This window comes from Siminovitchia terrae, assembly GCF_003605405.2.
In the GTDB taxonomy this organism is placed as follows: Bacteria; Bacillota; Bacilli; order Bacillales; family Bacillaceae_C; genus Siminovitchia; species Siminovitchia terrae.
In genome coordinates this window covers 1-14,810 of the sequence record NZ_QYTW02000030.1, presented here as the reverse complement: position 1 = coordinate 14,810, position 14,810 = coordinate 1, and the positions used below count along the sequence as shown (strand labels likewise).

General features: G+C 42.3%; 17 protein-coding genes, 1 tRNA gene and 1 riboswitch. Of the genes, 1 reads left to right on the top strand and 17 read right to left on the bottom strand.

Annotated elements, in window-relative coordinates:
* Positions 1-11 precede the first annotated feature (11 nt).
* The 12 genes from D5F11_RS21405 to moaC form a co-directional block, all read right to left on the bottom strand.
* Positions 12-854, bottom strand: a complete 843-nt coding sequence (locus D5F11_RS21405) for a MetQ/NlpA family ABC transporter substrate-binding protein (RefSeq protein ID WP_120118270.1) — start codon at positions 852-854, stop codon at positions 12-14.
* Between the two features lie 26 nt (positions 855-880).
* Positions 881-1,534, bottom strand: a complete 654-nt coding sequence (locus tag D5F11_RS21400) for a methionine ABC transporter permease (protein ID WP_120118269.1) — start codon at positions 1,532-1,534, stop codon at positions 881-883.
* Positions 1,476-2,555 carry a methionine ABC transporter ATP-binding protein gene (locus D5F11_RS21395; RefSeq protein ID WP_120118268.1) on the bottom strand — a complete coding sequence of 360 codons (1,080 nt, stop codon included), beginning with the start codon at positions 2,553-2,555 and terminating at the stop codon, positions 1,476-1,478. Before D5F11_RS21395 ends, D5F11_RS21400 begins: the two co-directional genes overlap by 59 nt.
* 116 nt (positions 2,556-2,671) lie before the next feature.
* The gene (locus D5F11_RS21390; protein WP_126646653.1) at positions 2,672-2,887 is read right to left on the bottom strand and encodes a hypothetical protein; all 216 of its coding nucleotides are present in this window, start codon (positions 2,885-2,887) and stop codon (positions 2,672-2,674) included.
* Between the two features lie 113 nt (positions 2,888-3,000).
* The gene (locus tag D5F11_RS21385; protein WP_120118267.1) at positions 3,001-3,840 is read right to left on the bottom strand and encodes a MetQ/NlpA family ABC transporter substrate-binding protein; all 840 of its coding nucleotides are present in this window, start codon (positions 3,838-3,840) and stop codon (positions 3,001-3,003) included.
* 17 nt (positions 3,841-3,857) lie between these two features.
* On the bottom strand, positions 3,858-4,379 hold the full coding sequence (locus tag D5F11_RS21380) for a GNAT family N-acetyltransferase (protein WP_120118266.1): 522 nt from the start codon (positions 4,377-4,379) through the stop codon (positions 3,858-3,860).
* A 236-nt stretch (positions 4,380-4,615) separates the two neighbouring features.
* Positions 4,616-5,626: an LLM class flavin-dependent oxidoreductase gene (locus D5F11_RS21375; RefSeq protein WP_120118265.1), complete on the bottom strand. Its 1,011-nt coding sequence runs from the start codon at positions 5,624-5,626 to the stop codon at positions 4,616-4,618.
* Between the two features lie 110 nt (positions 5,627-5,736).
* Positions 5,737-5,901: a YezD family protein gene (locus D5F11_RS21370; protein WP_244862217.1), complete on the bottom strand. Its 165-nt coding sequence runs from the start codon at positions 5,899-5,901 to the stop codon at positions 5,737-5,739.
* 85 nt (positions 5,902-5,986) lie between these two features.
* Positions 5,987-6,090, bottom strand: a riboswitch (SAM riboswitch).
* A 243-nt stretch (positions 6,091-6,333) separates the two neighbouring features.
* Positions 6,334-7,092, bottom strand: coding sequence for a twin-arginine translocase subunit TatC (tatC, locus tag D5F11_RS21365; protein ID WP_120118264.1), 759 nt, complete (start codon positions 7,090-7,092; stop codon positions 6,334-6,336).
* Between the two features lie 13 nt (positions 7,093-7,105).
* Positions 7,106-7,285: a twin-arginine translocase TatA/TatE family subunit gene (locus tag D5F11_RS21360; protein ID WP_120118263.1), complete on the bottom strand. Its 180-nt coding sequence runs from the start codon at positions 7,283-7,285 to the stop codon at positions 7,106-7,108.
* A 46-nt stretch (positions 7,286-7,331) separates the two neighbouring features.
* Positions 7,332-8,012 carry a redox-sensing transcriptional repressor Rex gene (locus D5F11_RS21355; protein ID WP_120118262.1) on the bottom strand — a complete coding sequence of 227 codons (681 nt, stop codon included), beginning with the start codon at positions 8,010-8,012 and terminating at the stop codon, positions 7,332-7,334.
* A gap of 91 nt (positions 8,013-8,103) precedes the next feature.
* Positions 8,104-8,589, bottom strand: coding sequence for a cyclic pyranopterin monophosphate synthase MoaC (gene moaC, locus D5F11_RS21350; RefSeq protein ID WP_120118261.1), 486 nt, complete (start codon positions 8,587-8,589; stop codon positions 8,104-8,106).
* Positions 8,590-8,888: 299 nt separating this feature from the next.
* Here moaC and D5F11_RS21345 point away from each other — a divergent pair, with 299 nt between their 5' ends.
* Complete coding sequence (locus tag D5F11_RS21345; RefSeq protein ID WP_120118260.1) at positions 8,889-10,829, top strand: ABC-F family ATP-binding cassette domain-containing protein; 1,941 nt, start codon at positions 8,889-8,891, stop codon at positions 10,827-10,829.
* A 663-nt stretch (positions 10,830-11,492) separates the two neighbouring features.
* Here the strand turns inward: D5F11_RS21345 and tsaD are convergent.
* From tsaD to D5F11_RS21320, 5 genes are all read right to left on the bottom strand, one after another.
* Complete coding sequence (tsaD, locus tag D5F11_RS21340; RefSeq protein ID WP_120118259.1) at positions 11,493-12,515, bottom strand: tRNA (adenosine(37)-N6)-threonylcarbamoyltransferase complex transferase subunit TsaD; 1,023 nt, start codon at positions 12,513-12,515, stop codon at positions 11,493-11,495.
* Positions 12,512-12,982 carry a ribosomal protein S18-alanine N-acetyltransferase gene (rimI, locus tag D5F11_RS21335; RefSeq protein ID WP_245998283.1) on the bottom strand — a complete coding sequence of 157 codons (471 nt, stop codon included), beginning with the start codon at positions 12,980-12,982 and terminating at the stop codon, positions 12,512-12,514. The genes tsaD and rimI overlap by 4 nt, the downstream gene beginning before the upstream one ends.
* The gene (tsaB, locus tag D5F11_RS21330) at positions 12,975-13,679 is read right to left on the bottom strand and encodes a tRNA (adenosine(37)-N6)-threonylcarbamoyltransferase complex dimerization subunit type 1 TsaB (RefSeq protein WP_120118258.1); all 705 of its coding nucleotides are present in this window, start codon (positions 13,677-13,679) and stop codon (positions 12,975-12,977) included. Before tsaB ends, rimI begins: the two co-directional genes overlap by 8 nt.
* Positions 13,660-14,130 carry a tRNA (adenosine(37)-N6)-threonylcarbamoyltransferase complex ATPase subunit type 1 TsaE gene (gene tsaE / locus D5F11_RS21325; protein WP_120118257.1) on the bottom strand — a complete coding sequence of 157 codons (471 nt, stop codon included), beginning with the start codon at positions 14,128-14,130 and terminating at the stop codon, positions 13,660-13,662. The genes tsaB and tsaE overlap by 20 nt, the downstream gene beginning before the upstream one ends.
* 92 nt (positions 14,131-14,222) lie before the next feature.
* A tRNA-Met gene (locus tag D5F11_RS21320) sits at positions 14,223-14,296 on the bottom strand.
* Positions 14,297-14,810: the final 514 nt, after the last annotated feature.

Sequence of the window (14,810 nt, the reverse complement as noted above, 5' to 3'; positions counted from 1 at the left end):
ATCTCTCCTTATCAGTTGGAGTATGTCTCCTTATAAGTGCTTAGCTCATCTAACGAAATAAACGTTGGCAAGTAATTCCCTTTGTACGCCTCTTCAATGAATTCTGCTGTCTTTTCCGATTGATAAAGATCAACAATTTTCTTGAAAATTTTGTTATCTTCGTCTTCACTCCTAGCCGCAATAATGTTAATGTATGGCTTTGCCGTTTTACTTTCATGGATAAGCGCATCAGCTAAAGAAAGCCCTGCCTCCATTGAAACACCATTATTAATAATTGAGGCATCCGTATCTTCCATCACTCGCGGAGCACTAGCCCCATCAACAGGAACAATATCAATATTTTTCGGATTCTCTTTGATTTTGTCTTCTCCGCCATTGCCATCAAAATCTTCTACAACTTTTATGAGCCTAGCTTCTTGCAACAGTAGCAGCGCTCTGCCCCAATTGGATGCATCATTTGGTACAGCTATTTTGGCTCCATCCGGAAGCTTCTCCAAGGAATCGTATTTTATGGAATATAAACCGAGTGGAGCAATAATTGTCGTTCCAATCGGGACAAGGTCAGATTCCGTATTCTCATTAAAGGCATCTAAATAAGCCACATGCTGAAAAGAATTGATATCGATATCCCCTTCTGCTAGTGCCTGGTTCGGATCAACTGCTGAGGAAAAATTGACTATCTCGATGTTAATGCCTTCCTTCTTGGCTTCATCCTTCAAATAATCCCAAACCCTTGTATGGTTACTCCTGATTCCAACTTTTACTGTTTCTTCTTCCGCATTCGTTGTATTGCTGGAGCATCCTGCCAGAAGCATTCCAAGAATCAATATAGATATCAACCATTTTTTCACCATTCATGCTCCTCTCTGCTTTCCCCGCATTAATGTACTCTTCTGATTTTCCTTTCAAGGAAGTTTCCTATACTTTGGATCCCTTGTACAAGCAAAACAAGGATCACAACTGTCACAAATATCGTAATCGTACTAAACCGCTGATAACCGTAGGTAATTGCCACATCACCAAGGCCACCGCCTCCAACAGCACCCGCCATCGCTGTAGCACCGATCAATCCGATCGTTACGGTAGTTAAGCTCAGTATTAAAGAGGCGAAGGCTTCCGGGAATAAGAATCGGCGTATGATTTGAAATGGAGTAGCCCCCATAGCCTTTGCCGCTTCAATAATCCCCTCATCCACTTCAAGTAATGAATTTTCCACGAGCCTGGAGAAGTATGGACCGATATGAAGGACAAGTGGTACAATAGCTGCTGTCGTTCCAATTGACGTTCCGACGACAAGCCTAGTGAACGGGATGATAGCGACGAGTAGAATGATAAACGGAATGGAACGGAACGTATTAACGATCGGATTCACTATGGAAAAAACCCAGCGATTTTCCAATATGTGGCCTTTCCTTGTCACAACTAGCAAAACGCCAAGGAATATCCCAAGAATTCCCCCGAAAAAAAGTGAGATACTAACCATGTAGAGCGTTTCCCACAAGGCGTTCAAAATCAACTCTGTACTGACTTCCATCTTCCAGAACCTCCTTCACTTCGATATTTTGCGTAGTGATGAATCTTAATGCACGTTCAATTTCATACTCTGTTCCTATCAATTCCACGATCAAATGACCAATAGGAATTCCTTGCAACTCCGAAATGTTTCCAAATAACACATTGATTTCCACATCATAACTCTTTGCAGTTTTGGATATGACAGGCTGCCCTGAGCTGGATCCGATAAAATTCATTTTAAAAATCCGGCCGGGATGTTCATTAGATGGTGAAAAAGGATAGACACTTTCTGGAATCTCATCTTGGACAACAGTCCGGACAAAGTTGCGCGTCGTATCAGTTTGGGGGTGGGCAAAAATATCAAATGTCGACCCTTTTTCAATGATTCGGCCGTCTTCCATAACTGCCACCCTGTTGCAAATTTCCTTAATAACTTCCATTTCGTGTGTAATGATTAAAATCGTGATTTTATATTCTTCGTTCACTCGCTTCAACAAATCCAAAATTGAACGGGTCGTTTGTGGGTCTAAGGCCGAAGTGGCTTCATCACATAACAGGATAGAGGGATTCGTTACAAGAGCCCGAGCAATGCCTACTCTCTGCTTTTGTCCGCCTGAAAGTTGGCCGGGATAATTTTGGGCTTTATCTTCCAACCCGACAAATCGGAGAACTTCATGGACACGTTTCTCAATCTCCTTTTTCTTCCCCTTACTAAGAATTAATGGCATAGCTACATTCTCAAAAACGCTCTTGGAATGCAGCAAGTTAAAGTGTTGAAAGATCATCCCGATACTTTTTTTAGCCTTCCGCAATTCCTTCTCCGACATCTTTGCCAAGCTTTTTCCTTCCACGATTACTTCACCCGAAGTAGGATATTCCAACAGATTGACTGTTCGGATCAATGTGCTTTTTCCAGCACCACTAAAGCCAATAACTCCGAAGATATCTCCCTTTTCCACAGTCAAATTTACATCCTTTAATGCCCCAATCTCTTTTTCTCCACTTCTGAACACTTTTGAGACCCGGCGGAATTCAATCATGAAAAATCTCCTCCCATTCTATAAGAAAAGCGCAAGGCAGGCAGTTCCTCACTGGTGGCCTTAGACAAGCTTCGTACTTCCTGTATGTTAGCCGACGTCCTGTCGCTTCGCCTGTACTAGTACTTCCTGTACGTTGCAGCTAGACATATACCAAAACATCTAGTTTTATTTTTTCTTATCCGATCAAATGCGCCTTGGCGTATTTGCGCCCAGATTTTATCGAGCTCTGCTCGATAAATTTCCTTTGAAAATCTGTGGCATCCGCCGGAGGCTTTTACTTTATTCAGCCGGGGTTTGAACCCCCACTGAATGAAATACCAACATGCTTTCATCTCACCACTTATAGAAGTGGGAGACTTCTGCTGAATGAAGTTAAAACGCAGGNAAATACCAACATGCTTTCATCTCACCACTTATAGAAGTGGGAGACTTCTGCTGAATGAAGTTAAAACGCAGGCACCACTGCCCCTTTATATTTATCTAAAATAAATTTCTTCACTTTTTCCGTTGTAAGTGCTTCAGCAAGCGTCGTAATTGCTTCATCGTTCTGGTTATCTTTCCGTGAAACTAAAATATTGACATAAGGCGATTCGTTTCCTTCAATAATCAATGAATCCTCAAGAGGTTTAAAACCGCCTTCCAAAGCATAGTTCGTATTGATCGCAGATGCTTCTACATCATCAAGAGAATGGACTAAAACTGCACTATCAACCGGGATGAACTCCAACTTTTTTTCATTTGTTACAATATCAGTAAGCACATAATCCCCCAATTTTGACTCATCCAGTTCAATGATGTCATTAGCCGCCAAGAGCTCCAACGCACGGGAAAAGTTTACCGGATCTTTCGGCAATGCTATTTTCGCTCCCTTGGACAAATCCTCGATTGAGTCAATTTTTTTTGAATAGATGCCAAATGGTTCGATATGGATTCCTTTTACATTTACAAGATCCAGTCCGCTGTCTTTGTTAACCTGCTCAAGATACGGAGTGTGCTGGAAGAAGTTTGCATCCAACTCCCCATCCGCTGTTTGCTGGTTCGTTTGAATGCCGTCAGAAACGATTGAAACATCCAATTTAATGCCCTCGTTTTCCAAGTCCGGTCCGATGAATTCAAGAATTTCAGCATGCGGTGTAGATGAAGCTGCTATTTTTAACGTTACATCTTTCTGTTTTTCTTCCTTTTCGGGATGTTCGGCTGAAGTTTCCTTTTGGGCGCCGCACCCTGTCACGAGCAATAATCCGAAAGCTGCCAACAATACTAATAATCCCTGTTTCAATTTCATTTTCTATCCCCCGTTTTTTAATTCAAATCAAATCTGTAACACTTGATCAACCGATCATCTGTATAAAATTCCTTGGACAGATCACGGATGAAGCCGAAACTTTCATATAGTTTGATGGCCTGTTCCATCGTGTCAGTCGTGTGCAAAAATACACTGGCTGCCCTTTGGGTTTCAAGATAGGATATGGCCGCTTTCAAAAGCTCCCTTCCTACTCCCAGTCCTCTTGCCAGGGGATGAACACCCAAGAAGCGAATAATGGGAGCATCGATTTGAACATCCCATTTCGTATAGGCTTTTTCGGCCGACGGAAACAACTGCAGACTGCCAAGTACCTCCTTATCCCGTTTGGCGACCAAAAGCTTATCAATATTTGGATGATCAATAGACGAAATCAGTTCATTCAAATAGTCGGTCCACCGTTCCGGATCGAACACTGCTTCAAACTGTTGATAACTATCAACCAGCACTCCGCGTACTGTCTCTCTTTCCTTTTCCTCCATTTCCTTGACCAAAATTGACCGGTTCAATAAACAAGCCATTATAACCTCCTATTATGCACATCAAAATAGTGTGATTTATATTATCAAATGCGCCTTGGCGTATTTACGCTCAGATTTTATCGAGCTCCGCTCGATAAATCTCTTCTAAAAATCTGTGGCGCCGAAGGCTTCTACTTTATTCAGCCGGGTTTGGACCCACTGAATGGAATACCAATAGGCATTCATCTCACCACTTACAGAAATGGGAGACTTCTGCTGAATGAAGTTAAATTTTACTATACCTGCTCTAAGATTCTTTCTTCGGCAGGCAAAGGGCTTAACAGTTCAAACGAGCGAAGCCGTTCCTTCTCCTTTCGAATGGGCGTATGAACAATGAATTCATCGATGTGATATACTTCATGAAGTCGAGTGAGCGCGGCTTTCACTTTGCATGCGGTTCCCGCTATCATATCCGCTTTGATCTCCTTTACTTCAAATGGTTCAGTTGCCTGTTTTTCATAGGCTGTGACCTGCCGGAGCGATTGGACTTTCAAAGTTCGACCGCTGCTAAGATTAATCTCATATAATCTATGTTCATTTGCCAGCTCTTCTGCCGTTTTTTGATCAGGCGCTGCCATAACAGAAACGGCTGCTATGAAGGTTCCTTGTGGATAATTTTCTCGATATATTTTAGCCGCTTGAGCCAATACCTCTTCACTGCTGACTAAGAAATTGGCGAATACAAAATGCAAGCCTAATTCGGCCGCAAGCTTTGCGCTGTTTGCGCTGCCTCCCAGGAGGAAAATTCCCGGCTTGATCGGCGGTCTAGGCAAAGCCTGTATTCCAGCAAGTGGATGGTGCTTTCCAACTGTATCATCCACAAGCGCTTTTATGAATTTCAGCCGATCTTCAAAATCTTTTCCATTATTCTCGGTTCCATATTGCAAAGCTTTTGTTGATAAAGGCAGCCCGCCGGGCGAAGGCCCAACCCCTAGATCAACCCTGCCTGGTGAAAGGGTTGATAATACGTGGAAATTTTCCACCACTTTATAGGGGCTGTAATGCTGGAGCATGATCCCGCCTGCCCCAATCTGGATATATTTCGTTCGTGCAAGCAAATGTGATATTAGCACTTCTGGGGAAGAACCCGCTACATCCTCCATATGATGGTGCTCAGCCACCCAAAAGCGTGAATAACCCCATTCCTCCGCCTTACGAGCAAGATGGATGGTTTGCTGCAATGCTTCAAACGTATTTCTCCCTAGAAAAACGGGACTTTGATCAAGTATTCCAAGCTTATAATTCATTGTCTCTCTTGCCTCCCTATCGTTTTTAGTAAAAAAAGCATCCTTCCATTCATATTGAATAGAAAGATGCCTTTAGTTGTCTAATCGGCAAACATATTCACTTTTTTCCATCATTGGGCCTTCCTTTTCTTCCCTTCCACTTTGTAACGCTTTTTTTCAGTCGTATCAATCTGTGTCACTTCTCCATCATGAACCGTGATGACCAACGAACCGTATTCAATCTTTCTTAACGCAGAAACGATGTCATTCACAGCATCTTTATCAATTTTTGCCAACATATTCCCCTCCTAAGTCACAAAAATAAAAACCTCTTCTTAAATACAATAAGAAGAGGTTTTACCTTAAAAATTCAATGTTCTCTTCTTATCTTTCAAGCTTTACAGGCTTGCTGGAATTGGCACAGTACCCTATGGTCTGTTGCCGAGGCTTCAAAGGGCCAGTCCCTCCACCTCTCTGGATAAGAAAAACTTATTTAATTAGTGTTATTTTGTGTCTTACGATTGATGTGAATACATCGTATCTCATGCCAAATAATCTGTCAAGGAGAAATTTTAAGTTTTATTATTTTGGCCCCAACAAGCATAAGATGATTCCCGAGGGAGTCACTTAGCTTGCACTAGTCCTTATGTAGAGCTGGACGCAGCGTTTAGTGAAAAATAAATTATTACAAGAAAAAAGCATCCTACAACAGTAGGATGCCTGTATTTTTATTGTGGATCATTTAATGCGCGCGCCTGCTCCGCTTCCGCAGCCTGCGACTTTTTATAGCCTATTTTTGAAATCCATATGCTGATTTCATACAGGATAAGCAAGGGCACCGTCACCATCATATGTGAGATGACATCCGGCGGAGTAATGAATGCCGCTACCACGATTAAAATAAAATATGCGTATTTTCGGACCTTCTTCAAAAAGGCCGGCGTTATAATTCCGAGCCGTGTCAAGAACAGCATGACAACCGGTAATTGAAAAAGCACGCCAAATGGTATGGTGATCTGAAATAGAAAATGGAAATACTCATTGATTCCAATCGTCGTCTGAATCTCCATATTCCCCGATAAGCTCATCATGAAGCGAATAACGAACGGGAAAAGGACAAAATATGAAAACAGGAGCCCTGCTAAAAACAATGTGACGGAAACAGGAATATAGCCGAGCGTCACTCTCCGTTCCTTCTCTAATAAGCCAGGGCTGATAAACGCCCACAACTGATATAAAATAACCGGCGAGGTTATAATAAATGCCAGTACAAACGCCATTTGCATGAACACCTTAAACGGATCGGTCACCCGAAAAGCGTTCATTGTTATATCCTGGGCAACACTTGCATGTTGAAGCCATTTAATAAGTGGCTGTGATAAAAAAAAGCTGACAACAACCGCCAGCACAAAGAAAACGACTATCATCATCAGCCGTTTTCTTAATTCTTCTATATGATCAAGAATCGTCATATCCTTCTGATTCATGTCGTTCATCCTATCACTTATCGGAGTCTTTCTTCTGTTCCTTTTCATCGTCGTCTGCCAGCCCTTTAGTTGCATTCTTGAATTCACGCAACGTGCTTCCCGCTGCTTTACCTAGTTCCGGTAACTTCTTTGGACCAAAAATCAATAGAGCTACAAGTGCGATAATAATAAAACTTCCTGGACCTATACCCATAGGGGCCCACCTCCTCATACTATTATTTTAACGGAAACCTATTTAATTAGCCATTTAAATTCTTTTTATCCTGTGAATTTTCCGTGTCCTCATTAGGATAATTTTTCAAGAAATAGATTAGCGATTGAAGCTCAACTGCCAAATCTATATGATGGACCCGAATGGAAGACGGGACATTGAGCCGCGCCGGTGTGAAATTTAAAATACCTTTCACATTTGCCTGTTTAATTCGGTCGGTAATCGTCTGGGCGGCGCTTGCAGGAACGGTTAAAATTGCAACCGTTATCTCTTCCTGTTCAAGCTTCTCCTCCAATTCATCCATATCATAAATCCTGACACCGCAAATTTCTTTACCGATTTTTTCTTTGTCCACATCAAAAGCCATTTCAATCTTTGTATTATTGTTTTTCAAAAAATTATAATGTAAAAAAGCCGTTCCCAAGTTTCCAACGCCAATCAAAGCAACCTTTGAAAGTTCATCCTGATCCAATGTTTTTCGAAAAAAAGTAAGTAGGTAGTTTACATTATACCCATATCCTTTTTTTCCAAGCGCCCCAAAATAAGAAAAATCCCTGCGAATTGTAGCCGAATCAACCTTGACCGCTTCACTCAGCTCAGCGGATGAAACTCTTTGTTTTCCCGAAACATGTAAATTTTTCAAGAATCTGTAGTAAAGCGGCAGCCGTTTGGCTGTTGCCTGTGGTATTTTTGTCGTTTCTTCGTTCATTATCCAATCCTCCAAGACTAGATGCCAATGATTTATATGCGAAATGCCAGTCAGCTAGTCAAGACTGCTGGCAAGAAACCCAAAAACAAACCTAGCGACGATAATCTTTACTGGATACTCCACCTGTTTTCTCTATTAAAAAAGTCGGTCCGATCACCATTCCTTTGTCAATGGCCTTACACATATCATAAACAGTGAGCGCTGCAGCAGAAACGGCTGTCAATGCCTCCATTTCGACACCAGTATTTCCGATCGTTTTCACGGAAGCCTGGATAACAAGTTGTTTTTGATCATCTTTTCCATCGTGCCATTGAAAAGAAAAATTGATGCCTTTCAAGGGAATTGGGTGGCACATCGGAACAATATCCCACGTCTTTTTGGCTGCCATAGTGCCAGCAACCTGAGCGACTGCCAAGACATCTCCTTTTTTTACCTTGTTTTGGCTAATATGTTCGTAAATCGTGTTGTTGACTTCGATACTGGATTGGGCGATGGCGGTACGGACGGTCTCAGGTTTTCCGCTTACATCCACCATTTGAGCCCTGCCTTGTTCATTAAAATGGGTCAGTTTATCCACGCTCAACACCTCTCATCCATCATACACTATTTTGTCAAGCCTGTCTTTTCTCGTTAGTGAAGAAAGTATAACTTGTTATGGAAAATTTTATTCAAAGGAAGATTTGTTTTTGTCCAGCTCAGCGCCTAGCCTCGCAAGGATCAAGCCCCTTCCCTGTGGTGGCTGAAGAACTGCCTCCTCGGGAATCGTCTTGTTTGCCGCGCTGGCCAAGGTGCTTTCGCTTTTCTTATTAGTGACAAATTGTTGATTGTCAAAAACTGAAAAAATGGTACACTGTCTATGATTAGAGGTGTAAAATCATGCAATTGTTACAGGTGCAACAGATCGACAAATACTTTGGTGCCGATCTGATCTTATCAAACATCAAGCTAGAGCTCCATGACAAGGACCGAACCGCGCTTGTTGGAAGGAACGGTGCAGGAAAGTCCACCTTACTCAAAATCATCGCTGGCGAATTATCCTATGATTCAGGGCAGATTATTAAGCCGAAAGATGTAACGATCGGCTATTTATCGCAGCATACAGGTTTGGAATCAAACTTGACAATATGGGAAGAGATGCTTTGCGTATTCGATGATGTAAGGGAAATGGAACAAAAACTTCGCGACATTGAGCAGAAGATGTCTGATCCTGCCAATTATCAGCAAGAAGGCGCATATGAAAAATTATTATCGGAATACGATCGTCTTCAGGAGGATTTCAAAGAAATTGGTGGTTATCAATATGAATCCGATATCCGCTCTGTTCTCCATGGGTTCAGATTTTTTGAAAAAGATCACCATACTCATATATCGACACTTAGCGGCGGACAGAAGACCCGCTTAGCTTTAGCCAAACTTCTTTTAACGAAACCTGATCTTCTCATATTGGACGAGCCTACAAACCATTTAGATATAGAAACTATGGCATGGCTTGAAAAGTATTTGCAAAATTATCCAGGTGCGCTTCTTCTCGTTTCGCATGACCGTTATTTTTTGGATCAAATCGTAACACAAGTGTACGAGCTGTCCAGACATGAAATTTCAATATTTCACGGAAACTACAGCAAATATTTAGAGCAAAAAGCGGAAAGATATGAGCGGGATGTGAAGCTTTTTGAAAAGCAGCAGGGAGAAATAGCGAAGCTGGAGGACTTCATCCAGCGAAACTTGGCAAGGGCATCGACAACCAAGCGTGCCCAAAGCAGGCGCAAACAGCTGGAAAGAATGAAGATCATGGACAGACCTGCCGGCGATGAAAAATCCGCTTCCTTCTCTTTTTCAATCGAAAAGCAAACTGGAAATGACGTTTTCTCACTTGTTGACGGGACTGTTGGATATGACGGCAGTCCTTTGGCCAAAAACATTGAGCTTTCCCTGACACGCGGTGACAGCATTGCTCTTGTGGGGCCTAATGGAATCGGAAAGTCCACGTTGTTGAAAACAATCTTTAAAAAGTTGCCGCTTTTATCAGGAGAAATGAAATACGGCTCCAATGTCCAGATTGGATACTACGATCAGGAACAGGCTGATTTGTCATCCAACAAAACGGTGCTGCAGGAGTTGTGGGATCATTACCCTTTGACCAGTGAAAAAGACATTCGGACAGTGTTGGGAAACTTTTTGTTCAGCGGTGACGATGTATTGAAGACTGTTTCATCTTTAAGCGGTGGTGAAAAAGCACGCCTTGCTTTGGCCATCTTGATGCTTCAAAAAGCCAACCTTCTCATACTAGACGAGCCGACCAACCACTTGGATCTAGACAGCAAAGAAGTGTTGGAGAACTCGCTTGTGGATTACCCGGGGACAATTTTATTCGTTTCCCATGACCGCTATTTCATCAACAGGATTGCGACTAAGGTTGTTGAGCTCTCAGAAAGCAGAACTGTGGAATACCTTGGGGATTATGATTATTTTCTTGAGAAAAAAGCAGAAATGAACGAGCTTGAAAAACTAGCACGTGAAAAAATAGAGCAAAAAAGTCAAGCTGTTTCAAAAACTGTGGATAAAAGTTCGTATGTACACGAAAAAGAAATGAGAAAACTGGACAGGCAGCGAAAACGTAGAATCTCTGAAATTGAGGAATGCGTCGAGCAGTTGGAACACGAATTAGCAGAAAAAGAAGAACTGCTCTGCCAACCCGATATATACGAAGATCATGAACAATCGCTGGCCATCCATTTGGAAGTCGAAAAGCTTAAGGAAGAAGTCGATAAGCTTATGGGAGAATGGACTGAGCTTTCAGAAGAGATGGATTCTTAAACGGGCCCTGCGTGTGCGGGCCTGTTTTTATCATTTGGAAATTGTTTCAGCCACCCTCACAATCAAAAAGGAGTACCTGTACTTTTTAGTTGCTCAATATTCACAGGTTTACTCACAAAGTAAGCTCAATATTTATAAGTTATGAACAAACCTATCAACATTATCCACAAACATCTTTTGATTAATCCACATTATCCACAGGTTTGTGGATTGTTTATGTATAACTTCTAATTTTCATTGTTTATTATTAACATTTCCACAAATTCATCAAATGCGCCTTGGCGTATTTGCGCCCAGATTTTATCGAGCTCCGCTCGATAAATTTCCTCTCAAAATCTGTGGCATCCGCCGGAGGCTTTAACTTTATTCAGCCGGGGTTTGAACCCCTACTGAAGGGAATACCAAAATGCATTCATCTCACCACTTACAGAAGTGGGAGATTTCTGCTGAATGAAGTTAAAAATCGAACATAAGAAAGCGCAACAAGAGTTCTGAAGAAGGAGCGGAGCTTGCAAAGTGACTGATCTCCATTACACTATATCGTATTTACTTCATCCAGCTTCATTTCGCCTATGACTCAGGCTGCCGCATTAAGGGAAATGTTATTAACAACTTAGACGTTTGAATTTAAAAAGCAGATGGACCTAGAACCCACCTGCCTCATCAAAAATTCTCTATATCCAAACCCGGATTTGCATTCATATCAAGCTTGCCTCTTTTACCGGCTTCATACAACATGCTGCCTGCTGCAGCAATCATAGCGGCATTATCTGTGCATAAATATAGCGGAGGAATGATCAACTCAACTTCATCTAGTTCGCTGAAAGCTTTTTCCAATGAAGCGCGCAATCCCTTATTAGCCGCGACCCCGCCTGCAAGCAACACCTGTTTCACACTGTACTCCTTAGCGGCACGGACAGTTTTTGCCGTTAAAACTTCAATAACACTTGCTTGGAAACTGGCAGCCAAATCCTCTGGGGATATCTTTTCCCCTCGCTGTTCCGCATTGTGTAATGTGTTGATAACTGCAGATTTTAATCCACTGAAGCTGAAATCATATGATCCTTCTTCTAGCCAGGCTCTTGGCAACTGAATATTAGGAGTTCCCACCTGTGCAAGTTTATCAATATGCGGGCCACCGGGATAAGGCAAATTCAAGGTTCGCGCCACCTTATCATAGGCTTCCCCCGCGGCGTCATCAAGCGTTTCACCAATCACTTGAAAAGCCCCGTCTTTTTCCATATAAATCAGTTCTGTATGACCGCCTGAAACGACAAGCGATAATAAAGGGAATGTAAAATCGGTGATCAGCCTGTTGGCATATATGTGACCCGCGATGTGATGAACCCCGACAAGCGGTTTATTCAAACTGAATGCTAAGGCTTTCGCCGCATTAACCCCCACTAGAAGGGCACCGACCAACCCAGGTCCCTCCGTAACTGCAATCGCATCAACATCATCGAAGGTAATCTTCGCTTTTTTAATAGCTTCCTCAATGACAATCGTGATCTGCTCCACATGATGCCTTGATGCAAGCTCAGGAACAACACCCCCGAACCTGCGGTGGCTCTCAATCTGAGATGCCACCACATTTGAAAGAATCTCCGTTCCATTTTTTACTACTGAAGCCGCGGTTTCATCACAGCTTGTCTCAATTCCTAGTACAATTAGATCTTTCTTACTCATAAATTCACCCACATAACCAGAGCATCTTCCTTGTTGTCGGTATAATAACCCCTTCTAATACCGCCTTCTTGGAATCCTAGCTTCTTATATAGAGATTTTGCAATATGATTGCTGACGCGAACCTCAAGCGTCATCGTTTTTCCTCCAGCTTCCTTAGCCAAGCTCATCACTTTGCACAGCAATTTTTCTCCAAGCTTGTGTCCCCGAAATTCAGGAAGAATGGCTATGTTTGTTATATGTGCCTCATCCAGTATGAGCCAAACGCCGCAATAGCCTGCCTGTACGCCATCTACCTCAATAAATACATAGGAGGCGAAACGATTATGGGCAATATCATTATAAAAAGCTTCCTCAGGCCATGGGGCCGAAAATGAACGGCTCTCTATTTGATAGAGCTTTTGAATATCCTCCATTGTAGCAAGACGAAACGATATATTTTTCGTTATTTCCATGCTGCGATCAATCATTGGTCTTTTTCCCCTGTCTCTCCAGCCATTTGGCCTCAGCTTCAACAAGCCGGATATAATTTGGAGTAAACGTATGAATATTTTCTTCAGGCCGGTTAATCCCCAACAAACCAAGCTCACCCGGCCTGGGATTAAATTCACCAACCGTGGCAAAATGTGCCTTTTCCACAAGGACAGAACGGAAAGTCTCCTTGTGAATGTCGATATCATTCCCAACAAATAATACAGATTCACCGGTTTTCCTTAATATTTCTGCCCACTCCACTGCAGGTATGTTCTGATCTTCTTTTATCATAACAGGGTCCTGGTCTTCAATCCGATAAAGACCTGTATAAATCAATCCGCGCCTTGCATCAAAAATTGGAGAGACAACCCCTGGAAAATAACGGCCTGCAGTTGCCAGAAGCGCCAAGCTTGAGACACTGGATAGCGGAATTCCCAGACTCCAAGCCATCGTTTTAGCAATCGTCACTCCAATCCGTACACCCGTATACGACCCAGGTCCGCCCGCTACAACAATTTTATCCAACTCAGATGGTTTTGTTTCACAGTCAGCAAGAAGGCGTTCAACGGCAGGCATGACGCGGATGCTGTGATTTTTCTTCAAATTTGTAATATATTCGCCAATGACTTTCGTCTCGTCTACAAGACCAATACCAAGCACGTCATTGGAAGTATCAATTGCCAGGATTTTCATCAAAAAGCTCCTCACATAATGCTTCATACCTTGTCCCCGTCGGTTGAAAAACAATACGTCTTTGGTTCTGGTTTTCATGATAAATGTATAGAGACAGATGACTTTGTGGAAGCTGATCCTCAATAAATTGAGCCCACTCCACCACGGTTACACCATCACCATAAAAATATTCATCAAATCCCAGATCTTCGAACGAATCTTCCAAACGGTATACGTCCATATGATATAACGGAATCCGACCATGATACTCTTTAATGATTGTAAAGGTCGGACTGTTTACATTTCTTTTTATTCCAAGACCAGAAGCCAAACCTTTTGTAAAAGTTGTTTTTCCCGCACCGAGATCACCCTCGAGAAGTAAAACATCTGCCGGTTTCAATATTTTTCCTAATCGGCGGGCAATCTCCAAGGTGTCTTCTGGATTACTTGAGATTATTTCATACGTCTTCATAAAAGACTCCTTAGTTGATTATACAAAAAAACCTTAGGCTCCTCTACCTCCCCTAAGGTTAACTTTGTTTATTTTATTAAATAAGAAGGTAATTGCGGGGGCAGGATTTGAACCTGCGACCTTCGGGTTATGAGCCCGACGAGCTGCCAGACTGCTCCACCCCGCGACAATAAAAGATGAAATTGAACTTGTCTTGATTATTATAATGAAAGGGTCGGAAAAAAGCAAGAAACTTACTAAAGAAATACTGTTCTTATTGCAACTTTTGGGCTGTTTCAAATTACCGAGTGCATAGATGCGAAGAAAAACGGTACTGATGCTGGCGAGGTGCACGATTTTGTTTTTGATTTGTCTGTGGCCCGTGTTTGAGAGTGCGGTCCATTCTTGTTTTAACCTCTGACTCGAGTTTCTTTGTTTTCGAATCGGTTATAATTTTAACCTCTAGATCATGTTTTTGGTTGCGAACCGGTTATTGTGCGAATTCCTGGAGAATCGTGCGAAAATCGAGTTTATCGTGCGATTTCTCATTTTATCGTGCGAAATTAGACATTATCGTGCGAAAACGGCATGTTATTGCGAATGCCTGAAGAAGGAAATTTTTTTCTCCTCAACAAAAAAACATGAAGTCGACTGACTCCATGTTTTTCTTCATTGCCCGGCGACGTCCTGCTCTCACAAGG

What these genes read in the sequence shown, in the direction of transcription:
- D5F11_RS21345 (WP_120118260.1), top strand. Translation starts at nt 8,889, where the DNA reads ATGCAATTGTTACAGGTGCAACAGATCGACAAATACTTTGGTGCCGAT.
- tsaB (WP_120118258.1), bottom strand. Translation starts at nt 13,679, where the DNA reads ATGAAAATCCTGGCAATTGATACTTCCAATGACGTGCTTGGTATTGGT.
- D5F11_RS21405 (WP_120118270.1), bottom strand. Translation starts at nt 854, where the DNA reads ATGGTGAAAAAATGGTTGATATCTATATTGATTCTTGGAATGCTTCTG.
- tsaE (WP_120118257.1), bottom strand. Translation starts at nt 14,130, where the DNA reads ATGAAGACGTATGAAATAATCTCAAGTAATCCAGAAGACACCTTGGAG.
- tatC (WP_120118264.1), bottom strand. Translation starts at nt 7,092, where the DNA reads ATGAATCAGAAGGATATGACGATTCTTGATCATATAGAAGAATTAAGA.
- D5F11_RS21395 (WP_120118268.1), bottom strand. Translation starts at nt 2,555, where the DNA reads ATGATTGAATTCCGCCGGGTCTCAAAAGTGTTCAGAAGTGGAGAAAAA.
- D5F11_RS21385 (WP_120118267.1), bottom strand. Translation starts at nt 3,840, where the DNA reads ATGAAATTGAAACAGGGATTATTAGTATTGTTGGCAGCTTTCGGATTA.
- D5F11_RS21360 (WP_120118263.1), bottom strand. Translation starts at nt 7,285, where the DNA reads ATGGGTATAGGTCCAGGAAGTTTTATTATTATCGCACTTGTAGCTCTA.
- D5F11_RS21390 (WP_126646653.1), bottom strand. Translation starts at nt 2,887, where the DNA reads ATGAAAGCATGTTGGTATTTCATTCAGTGGGGGTTCAAACCCCGGCTG.
- D5F11_RS21380 (WP_120118266.1), bottom strand. Translation starts at nt 4,379, where the DNA reads ATGGCTTGTTTATTGAACCGGTCAATTTTGGTCAAGGAAATGGAGGAA.
- D5F11_RS21375 (WP_120118265.1), bottom strand. Translation starts at nt 5,626, where the DNA reads ATGAATTATAAGCTTGGAATACTTGATCAAAGTCCCGTTTTTCTAGGG.
- D5F11_RS21400 (WP_120118269.1), bottom strand. Translation starts at nt 1,534, where the DNA reads ATGGAAGTCAGTACAGAGTTGATTTTGAACGCCTTGTGGGAAACGCTC.
- tsaD (WP_120118259.1), bottom strand. Translation starts at nt 12,515, where the DNA reads ATGAGTAAGAAAGATCTAATTGTACTAGGAATTGAGACAAGCTGTGAT.
- D5F11_RS21355 (WP_120118262.1), bottom strand. Translation starts at nt 8,012, where the DNA reads ATGAACGAAGAAACGACAAAAATACCACAGGCAACAGCCAAACGGCTG.
- rimI (WP_245998283.1), bottom strand. Translation starts at nt 12,982, where the DNA reads ATGATTGATCGCAGCATGGAAATAACGAAAAATATATCGTTTCGTCTT.